General features: G+C 32.4%; 19 protein-coding genes. 9 read left to right on the top strand and 10 right to left on the bottom strand.

Annotated elements, in window-relative coordinates; genetic code table 11:
* Positions 1-3 precede the first annotated feature (3 nt).
* From HNQ03_RS00870 to HNQ03_RS00840, 7 genes are all read right to left on the bottom strand, one after another.
* Positions 4-333 (bottom strand): SUF system Fe-S cluster assembly protein, encoded by a 330-nt coding sequence (locus tag HNQ03_RS00870; protein WP_173777742.1) that lies wholly within the window; start codon positions 331-333, stop codon positions 4-6.
* Between the two features lie 6 nt (positions 334-339).
* On the bottom strand, positions 340-1032 hold the full coding sequence (locus HNQ03_RS00865; protein ID WP_173777741.1) for a 3'-5' exonuclease: 693 nt from the start codon (positions 1030-1032) through the stop codon (positions 340-342).
* A gap of 137 nt (positions 1033-1169) precedes the next feature.
* A complete protein-coding gene (locus HNQ03_RS00860) occupies positions 1170-1508 on the bottom strand; it encodes a tRNA-binding protein (protein ID WP_173777740.1) in 339 nt (112 codons plus the stop codon).
* Positions 1509-1541: 33 nt separating this feature from the next.
* Positions 1542-2648: a TlpA disulfide reductase family protein gene (locus HNQ03_RS00855; RefSeq protein ID WP_173777739.1), complete on the bottom strand. Its 1107-nt coding sequence runs from the start codon at positions 2646-2648 to the stop codon at positions 1542-1544.
* Positions 2649-2667: 19 nt separating this feature from the next.
* Positions 2668-3180 (bottom strand): hypothetical protein, encoded by a 513-nt coding sequence (locus HNQ03_RS00850; RefSeq protein ID WP_173777738.1) that lies wholly within the window; start codon positions 3178-3180, stop codon positions 2668-2670.
* A 13-nt stretch (positions 3181-3193) separates the two neighbouring features.
* Positions 3194-3523 carry a hypothetical protein gene (locus HNQ03_RS00845; protein ID WP_173777737.1) on the bottom strand — a complete coding sequence of 110 codons (330 nt, stop codon included), beginning with the start codon at positions 3521-3523 and terminating at the stop codon, positions 3194-3196.
* Between the two features lie 66 nt (positions 3524-3589).
* Complete coding sequence (locus tag HNQ03_RS00840; RefSeq protein ID WP_173777736.1) at positions 3590-4432, bottom strand: GLPGLI family protein; 843 nt, start codon at positions 4430-4432, stop codon at positions 3590-3592.
* A 232-nt stretch (positions 4433-4664) separates the two neighbouring features.
* Between HNQ03_RS00840 and HNQ03_RS00835 the strand changes: the two genes are divergently transcribed.
* The 5 genes from HNQ03_RS00835 to sufD all read left to right on the top strand — a co-directional run bounded on the left by HNQ03_RS00835 (position 4665) and on the right by sufD (position 9295).
* Positions 4665-4994 (top strand): HesB/IscA family protein, encoded by a 330-nt coding sequence (locus tag HNQ03_RS00835; protein ID WP_173777735.1) that lies wholly within the window; start codon positions 4665-4667, stop codon positions 4992-4994.
* Positions 4995-5015: 21 nt separating this feature from the next.
* The gene (gene sufB, locus HNQ03_RS00830) at positions 5016-6461 is read left to right on the top strand and encodes a Fe-S cluster assembly protein SufB (RefSeq protein WP_173777734.1); all 1446 of its coding nucleotides are present in this window, start codon (positions 5016-5018) and stop codon (positions 6459-6461) included.
* 50 nt (positions 6462-6511) lie between these two features.
* Complete coding sequence (locus tag HNQ03_RS00825; protein WP_173777733.1) at positions 6512-6901, top strand: four helix bundle protein; 390 nt, start codon at positions 6512-6514, stop codon at positions 6899-6901.
* A 77-nt stretch (positions 6902-6978) separates the two neighbouring features.
* Complete coding sequence (sufC, locus tag HNQ03_RS00820; RefSeq protein WP_173777732.1) at positions 6979-7722, top strand: Fe-S cluster assembly ATPase SufC; 744 nt, start codon at positions 6979-6981, stop codon at positions 7720-7722.
* A 265-nt stretch (positions 7723-7987) separates the two neighbouring features.
* On the top strand, positions 7988-9295 hold the full coding sequence (gene sufD, locus HNQ03_RS00815) for a Fe-S cluster assembly protein SufD (RefSeq protein WP_173777731.1): 1308 nt from the start codon (positions 7988-7990) through the stop codon (positions 9293-9295).
* Between the two features lie 81 nt (positions 9296-9376).
* Here sufD and HNQ03_RS00810 read toward each other — a convergent pair whose 3' ends face one another.
* Positions 9377-10291, bottom strand: a complete 915-nt coding sequence (locus HNQ03_RS00810; RefSeq protein ID WP_173777730.1) for a DUF3078 domain-containing protein — start codon at positions 10289-10291, stop codon at positions 9377-9379.
* 57 nt (positions 10292-10348) lie between these two features.
* Complete coding sequence (locus HNQ03_RS00805; RefSeq protein WP_173777729.1) at positions 10349-11017, bottom strand: DUF502 domain-containing protein; 669 nt, start codon at positions 11015-11017, stop codon at positions 10349-10351.
* A gap of 168 nt (positions 11018-11185) precedes the next feature.
* On the opposite strand from HNQ03_RS00805, the gene HNQ03_RS00800 reads away from it, so the two are divergent.
* Positions 11186-11422 carry a hypothetical protein gene (locus HNQ03_RS00800; RefSeq protein ID WP_173777728.1) on the top strand — a complete coding sequence of 79 codons (237 nt, stop codon included), beginning with the start codon at positions 11186-11188 and terminating at the stop codon, positions 11420-11422.
* Positions 11423-11455: 33 nt separating this feature from the next.
* On the opposite strand, the gene HNQ03_RS00795 is transcribed toward HNQ03_RS00800, so the two are convergent.
* On the bottom strand, positions 11456-12553 hold the full coding sequence (locus HNQ03_RS00795) for an acyltransferase family protein (RefSeq protein ID WP_173777727.1): 1098 nt from the start codon (positions 12551-12553) through the stop codon (positions 11456-11458).
* Positions 12554-12676: 123 nt separating this feature from the next.
* On the opposite strand from HNQ03_RS00795, the gene rplU reads away from it, so the two are divergent.
* From rplU to pepT, 3 genes are all read left to right on the top strand, one after another.
* Positions 12677-13096 carry a 50S ribosomal protein L21 gene (gene rplU, locus HNQ03_RS00790; RefSeq protein ID WP_173777726.1) on the top strand — a complete coding sequence of 140 codons (420 nt, stop codon included), beginning with the start codon at positions 12677-12679 and terminating at the stop codon, positions 13094-13096.
* 24 nt (positions 13097-13120) lie between these two features.
* Positions 13121-13378: a 50S ribosomal protein L27 gene (gene rpmA / locus HNQ03_RS00785; RefSeq protein ID WP_173777725.1), complete on the top strand. Its 258-nt coding sequence runs from the start codon at positions 13121-13123 to the stop codon at positions 13376-13378.
* Positions 13379-13552: 174 nt separating this feature from the next.
* A complete protein-coding gene (pepT, locus tag HNQ03_RS00780) occupies positions 13553-14803 on the top strand; it encodes a peptidase T (RefSeq protein ID WP_173777724.1) in 1251 nt (416 codons plus the stop codon).
* The last annotated feature ends 1 nt before the right edge of the window (position 14804 follow it).

The following is a 14804-nucleotide window of genomic DNA, read 5'->3' as shown; positions in this document are numbered from 1 at the left end:
AAACTAGAACAAAATCCCTAATTCAAATTTTGCTTCTTCGCTCATCATATCTTTATTCCAACTAGGCTCGAAGGTTAATTCCAAATCAACTTCCTTTACACCATCTACTTCTGCAATTTTTTCTTTCACTTCTTGTGGTAGACTTTCTGCAACAGGGCAGTTTGGAGTCGTTAAAGTCATGATGGTTTTCACCTCGCCTATTTCAGAAATTTGCACGTCATAAATTAAGCCTAATTCATAGATGTCTACAGGAATTTCTGGATCGTAAATTGTTTTTAAAGCTACAATTATTTTCTCTCCAATTTCTGATATTTGATCGTCTGTATAATTCATTTTTTCTTATTCGCTAATTGTGAATATATCTTCTTGCCGCATCTTTCGAAAGATATTTGCCAAAGTTAAGACATCTTTTTCACAATATTGAACAATTCTAAATAAGTCTTTCTCTATATAGTAGATAGATGCAACCATAGATCCGTCTATATCGTCCTTTGGCGTGGGAATTCCGAAAACGTGCGCAAGTAATTCTAAAGACACGAAACTTTTGTAATCTCCAAATTTCCAGAGTTCCATGGTATCGATATGTGGAATTTCCCATGGTTTTTTTCCGAAAAGTTGAAAGGGTAGTGGTGGCAACATACCATTAATTAAAAATCTGCGTGCAATCCAAGGGAAATCAAATTCTTTTCCGTTGTGTGCGCATAGCATTACATCTTGCAAACGCGGGCTGTTGAAAATTTCTCCAAATTCTAAGAGTAGTTTTTTCTCATCATCTCCATAGAAGCTTTTTATTTTCAGCGTATTATTTTTCTCTGCCATACCTACGGTTATGCAGATTATTTTCCCAAATTCTGCCATTATACCTGCTCTTTCATAAAACTCCTCACCAGAAATCCCATCTTTGCGTTGGAATCTAGTTTTCTTATCCCACAATTTTTGTTCGGTTTCATCTAATGCTGCCCAATCTGAAGCAAGCGGAACCGTTTCTATATCTAAAAACAATATTTTTTCTAAGGGAATTTTATGAATCATTGGTGTGTATTAAAAATTAAATTAAGGATATTATTTGATCACTGAAATATATATTGGAAAAATAATCTTGCTTATTTAGCAGATTTGTCTACTTTTTTATTTAGCAGATTATAATCAATTAATTGGTGAAAAATTACTTATCCCAGTTTGCTTCCATTTTCTGTTTTCAATCCGGGATGAATCAAGCTTACTTCGTTATTTTCTCCATAAACACCTAAAACTAAACATTCACTCATAAAATTGGCGATTTGTTTTGGTGGAAAATTAACGATGGCAAGAATTTGCAAACCAATTAAATCTTCTTTTTTGTACAAATCTGTTATCTGTGCAGAAGATTTTTTAATACCCAAAATTCCAAAATCTATTTCCAATTGGTATGCTGCTTTTTTGGCTTTTGGGAAATCTTGCGCATCAATAATAGTTCCTGTTCGGATGTCTATTTTTTCAAAATCTTGCCAGGAGATAAGGTTTTTCATTTAATTAGCATATTTGTAATATAAAATTTTGCATTATTTCGCTTGAATTAATTTAACTATTTCTTCTTCGCTTGATAAACCAACAGAAGATGCTAAAATTTTCAAATTATTATCTATTAAAACCGTATAAGAAATGGTGCTATTTAGTTTTAATTGAATTTGAAGCGCTTCATAAGCTGCGTCTTTTCTATCAACAAGAAGTTTCTTCCATTCCATGTTTTCTGCTTTTAGTGCTTTGTTCCAATCTGTTTTATCATCATCTATAGAAATTGAAACAAACTCTACATTATCTTTCTCTTTTGCATATGTTTTTTTCAATGAAGGAATTTCTGCTCGGCAAGGTCGGCACCAACTTGGCCAGAAAATCACCAAATGTTTTTTGTATTTTTTATCGAGAATTTCTGTTTTTAGACCTTTGTCATTTTCCAATAACGGTAAAGATGTCTTTTTTGAAGTTAATCTCTTTTGATTGTAAGCAGACAATTTTTTGTAAGAAGTGCTTTGTGTAATCTCGCCTTTAAATAATTTTAAAAATTCCTCTATTTTTTGTGCGGTAAAATTATTTTTATTTTGGACGATCACATACAAAAGATGATAGGAATTTGGATATTCTATTATTTTCTGTGCAACAGCTTCTATAGTTTTTTTATCAATTTTCTCGAAAAGATCTCCATTGATATCATAATACGCTTCTGTCTGTTTTCCGCCTTTTAAAGGAGGACCAGTAACGTTTTTAATATTATCAGATAATTTGTAACCGGGAATGTCTTCATCATAAGTTAAATCACCATTAATTGTAATTATTGAATCAGAATAAAAGGCAGAAGTTCCCCAACCAGCGTTTCTATATGTCGCATTTGTTTTAAAAGCAAACAACCTTTTTACACCTTTTTTATCAAGATGGTAAACACCAATAGAAACAGGTTCTTTATTTTCATCCCATTGATGTGTTAGTTTAAATTTTCCATTGCTTGTCGTAGTACTATCAATGGTGTTTACTGGACCTCCTTCTTCCCACAAATACATAGTTCCATCTGGAAGATTTGGAATATTTCCGTTAATAGTGGTTTGTTTTTGTTCAGTTTTTTTGCAACTGATTATTAGAAAAATAATACAAAAAAGTGCCAGAGTTTTTTTCATCTATTCAAAAAGTATTAATTTATATCGTTATTTTTTCTAAATGCTTTTCTACCTCAATTTTTTGTTCTGCATATTTTATTTGTAGGTCAGAATTTTCTCCCATTCTTTTGTAATATTCTAAAGCTTTTTCAGCAAATTGCTTTTGGCTAAAATGCGATGCATCTGGAATTTGTGGAAAAATTTTGTGGAAGAGCATTTCGTAATACGCTTGAAACTCACGTTCATTTCTTTCCACAATAAAGTTTCCTGGTGCTTTTTGCCTTACGTGCAACATTTCGTGAGCTAAGAGATTTAAAACTAATTTTAAATCAAAATCAAAAAGATTTCTTGGAATTCGTACGATTTGAGATTCCCCTAAAGCTCCTTCTGCTGTTAGTAAAATAGAATTTGCAGATAATTCTTCGCGAAAATCTAAGCCTGCAAAATTTTCATGATCGAGATTAAAAGATGAGATAATATGAGATGCAGCGTCTAATATTTGATTATTGCTTTTGTAGGCATCAATGTGAGATTGAATAGTTTCTAAATTCATTAATAATTAAATTTTATTTAAAAATATAAACCTTTTTTACTTTACTTGAATCGAAACCTAAATTTTCAATTTTTTTGCTATCAACTTCCATTTCCATTAAGTTTACTTTTTTATTTTCAAATAATTTTTGGATGTCATTTTTCTTAATTTCTTTATTTTTAAATAAATATATTGTCTGTTTCTCTTGCCTTTCCATTGAGGCATTGAAAGATTTCATTTTGTTATAAAACTCAGGATTTGTAGGTAAATCTACAATCGGTTGATTTTTATCTAATACGTACAAAGATTTTTTGCTGCAAGAAATTGATACCAATAAAAAAGCTATCCAAATTATGTTTTTCATTTTTTAAAATTTTAAACATAATAAAGATAGCAATATTTCTAAAGAATTGAGATTTCTCTCAATATTTTATTCTTTTTCTATAGGATTATTATTTTTTGCAATTTCGTCTTTCATTCTTTTTTCTGTTTCTTTTTGTCTCTGTGGATCTTGTGTTCTGTTTCCACCACCGCCACCGCCATTTCCTCTACCTCTGCCTCCTCCAAAGCCTTGTCCCTGAGATTGAGATTGAATCGTTGCTATTGGGTCTTTTTCATACTTTGCCAATTGTTTTTTGAAATCTGTCCTTTTTAATTTTACAGTACTTCCAAAAGTTTGAAATTCTGCCATTTGGGCAATTTTTTTCGTTTCTTGTAAATCAAAACTGTAATCTCCATCTGCATCTTCAACTTTTACAATCAAACCAGGCAGTCCAGAAAATTTATAAGGACCATCTTGATAAGGCAGTTCTTGAGCAAAATAGGCTATCCAAGTTCTTCCGGCGAATTCTGTTTCTGCTTTTTGCACCTTGTATTCTCCAATTTTTGTAGTTTCTGGCAAAATCTTCCAAACCATTTTGCGATCTTCTTCATATTCAAAATTATCTCGAGCAATTCTTTGTTGGATGCTGGTTTTTTGCGTTCCAAGATCTTTTATTACCAAAAAATCAATCTTCGATCTCAAATCTTCAAATTGACTGCGGTCCCAATTCCCAGTTTTTATATTCCTGCTTATCAAAGAATCTCGAAGCATCCTTTTTTCTCCATAAAACATAGATTTTGTTGGGGAAATATCTAAATAAGCTTTTTCTGTAAATTCAGAAGCTTTATCATTAGCATCTGGTTTCATCGTCACTTGATAAATAAATCGATTGGTTTGTGCAAAAGATAATTGGAAAGCAATTGCGAGAAATAATAGCGTAAGTTTTTTCATAATTTATAAATTCTGATAAATTGTTTAATTTTAGGTAGGATTGTTAATTTCATTCAAAGTTAAATCTTCTTCTCAAATTTTTTATAAATAATTTTCTTTAAATGTAATAGTTATTATCTATTGCTTTATTAGACTAAAATTAAGCCAAAGTGATGTTAATAATCCGTTGAAATTTGAATATGAATTATATAGTTTGTATTTTTGTAATCTAAAATCAGTCTAAATAAAAATAATGATAAAAGTATCAGATTACGCAAAGCAAAAAGCCATGGAATTAATGACGGAAGATGGCTTTGATCCTACACAAGATTATATTCGTGTAGGAGTGAAAAGTGGTGGTTGTTCTGGATTGGAATACGTTTTGAAATTTGATAATGAAAAATTAGAAGGAGATCAAATTTTTGAAGATAATGGCATTAAAGTAATTATTGAAAAGAAATCAATTCTTTATTTAGCAGGAACAATTTTAGAATATTCGGGAGGATTAAATGGGAAAGGCTTTGTTTTTAATAATCCAAACGCAAGCAGAACTTGCGGATGTGGAGAAAGTTTTTCTCTTTAGTCAATCTTTTAATAAAAGAAAATGAAGTATACAGAAGACGATTTAAGAGTAGATTTAGAAAACCAGAAATATGAATTCGGTTGGGAAACCATTATGGAATATGAAGAATTCCCTACTGGATTGAATGAAGATATTGTGCGCGCTATTTCTGCGAAGAAAGAAGAGCCAGAATGGATGACAAACTGGAGGTTGGAATCTTACCGCATTTGGGAAAAAATGGTAGAGCCAGATTGGGCAAATATTTCTTACGAAAAGCCAGATTTGCAAGCGCTACAATATTATGCCGCGCCAAAAGTAAAACCAGAATTGGCAAGTTTAGATGAGGTAGATCCAGATCTTTTAGCCACATTTGCAAAATTAGGTATCAATATAGAAGAGCAAAAACGTCTTGCAAATGTTGCCGTAGATATCGTAATAGATTCCGTTTCTGTTAAAACCACGTTTTCAAAAACTCTAAAGGAAAAAGGAATTTTATTCTGTTCAATATCTGAAGCGATAAAAGAATATCCAGATTTGGTGAAGAAATACATGGGAAAAGTGGTTCCGCGTGGAGATAATTATTATGCAGCATTAAATTCTGCCGTATTTTCCGATGGAAGTTTTTGCTACATTCCAAAAGGTGTAAAATGTCCAATGGAACTCTCTACCTATTTTAGAATAAATCAATCTGGAACGGGTCAATTCGAAAGAACTTTGGTAATTGCAGACGAAGGAAGCTACGTTTCATATCTCGAAGGTTGCACAGCACCTGCAAGAGATGAAAACCAATTGCATGCAGCAGTGGTGGAATTAATTGCTCTTGATGATGCAGAAATTAAATATTCTACCGTGCAAAATTGGTATCCTGGAAACGACGAAGGAAAAGGAGGTGTTTTCAATTTTGTAACCAAAAGAGGTTTGTGCGAAAGAAATGCAAAAATTTCTTGGACACAAGTAGAAACAGGTTCTGCCGTTACGTGGAAATATCCTAGCTGTATCTTGAAAGGTGATAATTCTATCGGGGAATTTTACAGCATAGCGGTTACAAACAACCACCAATATGCAGATACAGGTACCAAGATGATCCACATCGGAAAAAACACCAAGTCTACTATTATTTCTAAAGGAGTTTCTGCGGGAAAATCCAACAATTCTTACCGCGGATTGGTAAAAGTAATGCCATCTGCAACCAATGCTAGAAATTTTTCTCAATGTGATTCATTATTGATGGGGAATGATTGTGGAGCACACACCTTTCCTTATATAGAGATTAAAAATCCAACAGCACAACTAGAGCATGAAGCAACAACTTCAAAAATTGGAGAAGATCAAATTTTCTATTGCAACCAAAGAGGAATTTCTACAGAAAAAGCCATCGCGCTCATTGTAAACGGTTTCAGCAAAGAAGTTTTGAATAAATTACCAATGGAATTCGCAATAGAAGCACAAAAATTGTTAGAGATTTCGCTAGAGGGAAGTGTTGGGTAAAATTCAATTGTTTGATTTTGTTTTAAATTGTTTAATATAGTTTTTAAAGAATGGCAACAGTAACTAGGTTTGAAGATTTAGAAATCTGGAAACTTTCGCGAGTTTTAAGCAAAGATATTTGTAAAATTGCAGACCGTGACATCTTTAAAACAGATTATAAATTAAAAACTCAAATAAAGGGAGCAGTTGGATCTATTATGGATAACATTGCTGAAGGATTTGAAAGGGATGGAAATGCAGAATTCAAACAATTTTTATCTATTTCCAAAGGGTCAGCAGGAGAAGTAAGATCACAAATCTATCGGTGTTTTGATAATGACTTTATCACTGAGGAAGAATTCATAGATTTAAAGTTGAGATGTGAAATATTAAGTGTGAAAATTAAAAATTTCATGACCTATCTTCAAAATAGAGATTTTAAAGGAAATAAATTTAAATAAGATTATAAATTTTAGACGGTTAGAACAATATAAAACAACTTCAAACCAAATAAAACTATATTAAACTAAACATAATTATGTTAAAAATAAACAACTTACACGCTCAAATTGAAGAAGGCGTAGAAATTTTAAAAGGAATCAATCTGGAAATTAAACCAGGCGAAATACACGCAATCATGGGACCAAATGGTGCCGGAAAATCCACACTTTCCTCTGTGATTGCAGGTAAAGAAGATTACGAAATCACTGAAGGAGAAATCCTTTTTGAAGGCGAAAACATCATCGAAGATTCACCAGAAGATAGAGCGCACAAAGGTATTTTCATGTCTTTCCAATATCCTATAGAAATTCCAGGAGTTTCTGTAATGAATTTTATGAAAGCTGCTATCAACGAAACCAGAAAAGCAAACGGACAAGAAAGTATGCCCGCAAAAGAAATGCTCGCTTTGGTACGTGAAAAAACAGAAAAATTAGAAATTAAAAAAGAATTTCTTGCACGTTCGCTAAACGAAGGATTTTCTGGTGGCGAAAAAAAGCGCAACGAAATTTTGCAAATGATGATGCTTAATCCAAAGTTAGCAATTTTAGACGAAACAGATTCTGGATTGGATATTGATGCATTAAGAATTGTTGCAGATGGCGTAAATACCTTTAAAAACGAAGGAAACGCAGTTCTTCTTATTACCCACTATCAAAGGCTATTAGACTATATTGAACCAGATTTTGTACACGTTTTAGCAGATGGGAAAATCATCAAAACTGGCGATAAATCTCTTGCGTTGGAGTTGGAAGAAAAAGGCTACGATTGGTTGTTAAATTAATTTATTTACGAATTGCGCCAAATTAAAACAATATTCAAATTAAAATGATTTGGGCAGCAATTTAACCTCTTCGAAAAACAAAATATTAATTTTTATGGCAGCAATCTCCGCCTTCCGTTCCCGCTTTTTTATGCTTTTTTTGTCAAAAAATCATAAAAAGAGCTTCACTCAAGTCGGGCTGCAAAGAGATTAAGGTAGGAGAGGTAATTCAAAATCAAAGCAATCACAATAAAAACTAATCTATAATTAGTATATCAAAGAAAATATGGCATTATTAGATAATATTCAAGAAGGTTTTTCAAAATTTTCTAGTCAAGCAAACTCAATTTTTTTAAACGATAAAAGAGGATTTGCGCTCAATCAGTTTTTAGATAAAGGTTTTCCAACAAAAAAAGATGAAGAGTACAAATACACCAATCTGAAAGAAATTACGGAGAAAGATTACAACTTTTTTCCTTCGGAAAATAATTCACTAACGGAAGAAAAATTGCAAAATTTAAGTCTTGGTGAAGAAGATTCTGATAGAATGGTCTTTATAAATGGTTTTTTCTGTAAAGATTTTTCTACAGTTTCTAATAGAAATGTAGAAATGCTGACGATGAAAAATGCATTAAAAGATGATGCTCATCAAGAAATAATTGCAAAATATTTCAATACTTTAGCCAATAATAATCTTGCTTTTACAGATTTGAATTTAGCATTTGCTGAAGAAGGATTTTTCTTAAAAGTTGGCAAAAATGAAGTATTGCCAAAGCCAATTCATATCTTTTATATTTCTGATAATCAACAAACTAACTCTTTTTATAACATTAGAAATTTATTGATAGCAGAAGAAGGCGCTCAAGTAGAAATTATAGAATCACATCACAATTTGGATGCCGGTTTTGTGCTTACAAATGCTGTGACAGAGATTTTTGTACATCAAAATGCGAAAGCAGATTGGCACAAATTGCAAAATGACAGCGACACTTCTTATATGGTAGATCATACTTTCGCGAAACAAGAAAGAGATAGTTTGGCAACCGTAAATACTTTTTCTTTCGGCGGAAAATTGGTGAGAAACAACCTAGATTTCATTCACAATGGAGAAAATATCAATTCTTTCATGAATGGAATTACCATGATTTCTAAAAATCAATTGGTAGATCATCACACTGCAGTTCACCACAAAACGCCTAATTGCGAAAGTTATCAAAACTATAAAGGAATTTATAAAGATAATTCTCACGGAGTTTTTAACGGAAAAGTTTTTGTAGAAAAAATTGCGCAAAAAACAAATGCTTATCAACAAAATAATAATATTTTGCTAGATGAAGGCGCAAAAATTGACACCAAACCACAACTGGAAATCTTTGCAGACGATGTGAAATGTTCCCACGGTTGTACAGTTGGTAGATTAAATGAAGATGCGCTGTTTTATTTAAGAGCAAGAGGAATTTCTAAAAAAGAAGCAGAAGCAATGCTTTTGTATGCTTTTGCAAATGATGCAATGCAAAATATTAAAATAGAATCTTTAAAATTAAAAGTTTCTCAACTCTTGGCACAAAAATTAGAAGTAAATTTAGATTTGTAATTTAAAGATACAATAGATATTAATGAAAGCGGGATTCAAATTTTTGAATCCCGCTTTTTTTTTGCTATTTTTTAGAATGAATTATTTCCACATTTGATTTTTTTTATTTTCAGATCGATCTTTTCCCTTAATGATATTATAGGCAAAACCAATTCCCAAAGTTTGCTTCACTTGCGTTTTCTGTATTTGATTGTGATCATAAATTACATCTGCCGTTATATTTGCAGAAATATATCTATTGATTTTCATATTCAAAATTCCGCCATAACCAAGCACCAATCTATCTGGATGATCTAAATAATTTGTGAAAACGGAGGCGGTATTAGTTAAAGAAATGTTTTCCATCAATTGCACTTTATACAAAGCTGTTCCTAAAAAACCAAATTGAAAAAGAGATGAATCTCCGTTGTTTTTCAAACCGTAGTTTCCAGCTAATTGCAAATCTTTATCTAGTACAAAAGTCCATCTGGCATTGGCTGGGCGAAGTGTCATCGTGAAATTATCGTTCGGTCTGTAGGTAAAGCCCGCTCCTAAATTTACAAAACCTGGCGCCATAAAATTGGATAACTTGAAGGCAGAAGGATTGTTTCCATCTTCAAAACCTTCTGCAAATTGTGTTTGCAAACTTGCTCCTCCAGAAGCATACCAATTTTTAGAAATTTTCCTTCCATAATTTGTAGAAAGATTGATGGCATCTTGGGTTTTTCTATTTCCAAGACCTTCTGTATTGTTTTGTCCGTAGCCAAGAATTACGATATTTTCCCAAAGATCATCACCTTTTTCGTACGTCATATTGTAATTTATCCCCGCTATAAAACCAACATTATTCGCACCACCACCAATCCAATTGGAAAAAGAAGCTTGATTGAGCATTAATGTATTTTCGCCACGTATAGACCACGCTTTGATAGAATCTTCTGTTTTCGCATCTCCGTTTTGTTGAGCAAATGCAAGAATCCCAAATAAGGAAATTGTAGAAAGTAGTAATTTTTTCATATTGTATTTTAAAATCCAAATATAAAAAAAATTAACAAAATGAAAAACGAGATACTTTTAAATTTCTTCTTGAGAACGGAAAATTGGCTCATCTGTATGAAATCCTGCAACACCACCACTCACTGCAAACTTCATGGCAGCAGCTGCAGTCATACCAATTACGGGTTTTATATTGGTTTCCTCTGTTACGATTACCCAACCAGAAATTGCGTAAGAATGTGGCAAATAAACGGCTACATAATTATATTTTTCCACATCGCCCATTTCATCTTGGGTTAGAAATCCTATTCTCCAAATTTCTGGGTTCGCATTTGTTTTCACCCAAACAGGACGGTTAAATTTTTTTTTATCACCTACAAAAGATGCCATCACATCTTTGGTTGGAGCATATATATGTTTTACGCCCGGTGTTTTTTCCAAAAGCTGGTCTATACTTGTGAAGAGGTATTTACCAAACATGAATTTATTAAAGAAAAAACCAATACCTGCAATAAAAGCAATTAAAGTTATCAGTCCCAAACCATGAAGATTCATATTTTCTGGTAAAATAAGATCAAAGGGAATAATATTATCTAAGGTATTGAATATAAAATAAAGTACATAAATGGTTGCAGCTATAGGTCCAATGATGATGAGCCCTTTCAAAAATGATTTGAAAAAGAGGCTGAAAAATCGGTCTAAACCAGTTTTTCTGGTTTTTGCTTGTTCTAAATTAAATGGATCCACAGATATTATTTGAGATGATACAAAATTACGCTATTCTGAACATTATTAAACAAAAATTTAAAATATTTCAACACTATCCTTATTCTTTTCAATATTCTAGGTATATGCGATTAAGATGATAGATTGGCATTTAATTTGAAAATATGAATGGAACAAAATTAAAGTATCATGAAAAATTTAAATTATCTACAAAGCTCTTTATCGAAAATGAAATTGATGGCAATTATGGTTTTAGCGAGTGTATATTCCTTTGCGCAAGATTCTACTAGCAAAGTTGTGAATACTACTACTACCACTACCAAAACTGAGGAGTTTTATACAAATCCTATTTACTGGGTTATCGGTGGCCTTGTTTTGATTATCATTATCGCCTTATTTGCGAGAGGTAATGGTAAAAAAGACTAGTATTTGTAAGTCTTTAAAAATATATCAACCGTTTCATATTTTCTGTGAAACGGTTTTTTTTCTTAAAAATTCCAAAATTTTCCAAACAATATCATCCAATTTTTTTAAGCCTTCTGCCAACGGAATTACCATTATTAAATTAATTGAAAACACTATTGGCAATAATAAATACCATTCCATTGAATCCTTTAACGGAACAACAACAAAATATATAAGGGAGGAAGTAATACCTTGAGCGAAATAATAAAATATAGCATTCTTTCCAATGTAAGTAATCAAACTGTTTTTTTCAATTTTTAATCTGTTGTAGCCCACAAAAAGAGTGAGCAAACAGAAGGAGAGATACAGCATATAAGACCATTTTGGTGGAAATTTTTGCTTGTTCAATTGGTAAAATAGACCTGTATCATAAAACCAAAAAAGACCAACTAATATAGAAATTACAACTAGATAAAAAGGAGCAATCCATTTGGCGGGAATTTTCTTGCCTTTCATTTGATTTCCAATTAGAAAAATGGCTAAATAAAATGTAACATAGCCAACTTGACCAGAAGGATAATATTGCGGAAAAATATTGAAAATAGCGCACAAAACAAAACACAAAACGATGATATGAGGAATATGCTGAGAGAAAAATTTAACAATCAAAGTTCCAAAAAGTGCTAAGATAAAATATACTTTTAGGTACCAAAAACTTCCCATCACTACGGGAAAGGTATCTGCATTGCTATATTGATGAAGATACCAATTGCCCAAATTTTCCCACTGTGGTTGCATGGAAATAGATTTCGGTACCAATTTACCACCGAAAGTTCCATAGTAATCCATCAACCAATTTTGTCCAAAAAATTGCATTCCCAAAACCTTAAAAAAGTAGTCTGCAAAGAATAGTACAGTTACAAAAATCATGTAGGTTATTTGTAATTTCAGCAATCTATACATCGTTTTTTCTATATTTCCACTGGAAGTAATTCCGCTTAAAGCATAGAACAAAACCACATCAAAAAGCAAAGATAAAATCCTTAGTTCTCCAGGCACGTAAAATTGCCCAGACCAATAAGTGGTATGTATAAAAATCACAGAAAGTGTAGCCAATCCTTTGGCAAAATCTATGTAGAGGTCTCTTTTCATTTTATTTTATTCTGAAATCAAAAATAGCAAAAAACTCTTCTAAAAAATTTCATCAAAGTTATCCACAATCTAAAAATAATTATTATCTTTGCACCTCGAATTAATTAACTAAATACATAAACAATGTTTGCAATTGTAGAAATAGCAGGGCTTCAATATAAAGTTGAGCAAGACCAGAAGTTGTTTGTAAACCGTTTGAAAGGAGAAGTAGGAGACAAATTATCTTTTGATAAAGTTCTTATGACTGTGAACGGAGCAATCACACTAGGCGCCCCAGCTATCAAAGACGTCCTAGTAGACGTAGAAATCCTAAATCATTTGAAAGCCGATAAGGTAATCGTTTTCAAAAAGAAGAGAAGAAAAGGTTATACCAAGAAAAATGGTCACAGACAATCTCTTACTCAAATTCAAATCACAGGTATTACCGGGTTTGATAGCAAAGATTCTGCAAAAAAGGAAACTGTGAAAGCAGCACCTAAAGCAAAAAAAGAGGCAGTAGAGAAAAAGGTTGAAGATAAACCAGAAATCGAAACTGCAGATTAATTATTAAAAGTAAAATAAAACGTCATGGCACATAAAAAAGGAGTAGGTAGTTCCAAAAATGGTAGAGAATCGCATTCCAAGAGATTGGGCGTGAAAATCTTCGGTGGACAAGCTGCTATTGCAGGAAACATCATCGTAAGACAAAGAGGTACAACGCATCATCCAGGTGAAAATGTAGGTATGGGAAAAGACCATACTTTACACGCATTGATTGATGGTACTGTAGTTTTCAGAAAAAAGAGAAACGATAGATCTTTCGTATCTATTGAAGCAAACGCTTAATTAAAGCGTTTCATTATATAAATTACCTCAACTTTTTTTAAGTTGGGGTTTTTTGGTTTGGATAGAAATATTTAATTAGTAATAATTTTCTTTAGTAGAAGAGTATAAATAAGCATCCAAATTTTCTATATCCTCATCAATAATAATTAAATTTGTAATTAAACAAAACATTTTATGCAATCAATAGAATTCAACCAAGAATGGAAAGATAAACTCCTCAATCGTTTTCTTTCTTATGTAAAAATATATTCCACCAGCGATGCCGAAAGCGAAACTTGCCCATCTACAGAAAGACAATGGGAAATAGCAAATTTCATCACAGAAGATTTGAAAAACATTGGATTAGAAGATGTTTCGATTGATGACAATGGCTACGTGATGGCAAATCTGCCCGCAAATAATGGAGAAGAACAGCCAGTTGTTGGTTTTATTTCTCATTATGATACTTCGCCAGATTTCTCGGGTGAAAATGTGAAACCACAAATTTGGGAAAATTATGATGGTAAAGATTTATTATTGAATAAAGAAACCGGTTTCATACTTTCTCCCAATAAATTTGAAAGTCTAAAAAATTATATCGGACAAACATTGATAACAACCGATGGAACTACGCTTCTTGGTGCAGATGATAAAGCAGGTTGTGCAGAAATTGTAACCGCAATGGAGTTTCTAATAGCACATCCAGAAATTAATCACTCTAAAATAGCCGTAGGATTTCCACCAGATGAAGAAATTGGACGTGGTGCGCATCTTTTTGATGTAAAAAAATTCGGTGCAGAATGGGCTTACACAATGGATGGCGGAACTGTAGGAGAATTGGAATATGAAAATTTCAATGCTTCTGGAGCAGTGGTACAAATTCATGGATTGAGCGTTCATCCTGGTTACGCTTTTGGGAAAATGCGTAATGCAAGTCTTTTGGCTGCAGAATTTATCCAAATGATGCCTGCAAATGAAACACCTGCAACTACAAAAGGTTTTGAAGGATTCTATCATTTAGCAGATTTGAAATCTGATGTTTCCGAAGCTAGAATTCAATACATTATCCGAGATCACGATGCAGAAAAATTCTCCAAAAGAGAAGATGTAATGCGAGAAACGGTTGCAAAATTCAATCAAAAATATGGAGAAGGCGTTGCAGAAGTAGAAATAAAGGAGCAATACAGAAACATGAAACAGCAGTTTGAAGGCAAAATGCACATTGCAGACATTGCAGAACAAGCGATGAAAGATGCGAATATAGAACCAGACATCAAAGCAATTCGTGGTGGAACAGATGGCGCACAACTTTCTTACATGGGTTTACCTTGTCCAAATATTTTCGCTGGAGGTTTAAATTTCCACGGACCTTATGAATATGTACCTTTGGAAAGTATGGTGAAAGCGATGCATGTGATTGTGAATATTGCACAGGCGAAGAAGTAGG

Source organism: Frigoriflavimonas asaccharolytica, assembly GCF_013294015.1.
GTDB classification, from domain to species: Bacteria; Bacteroidota; Bacteroidia; order Flavobacteriales; family Weeksellaceae; genus Frigoriflavimonas; species Frigoriflavimonas asaccharolytica.
The sequence above is the reverse complement of the archived record's forward strand: the minus strand, read 5'-3'. Positions and strand labels throughout refer to the sequence as shown.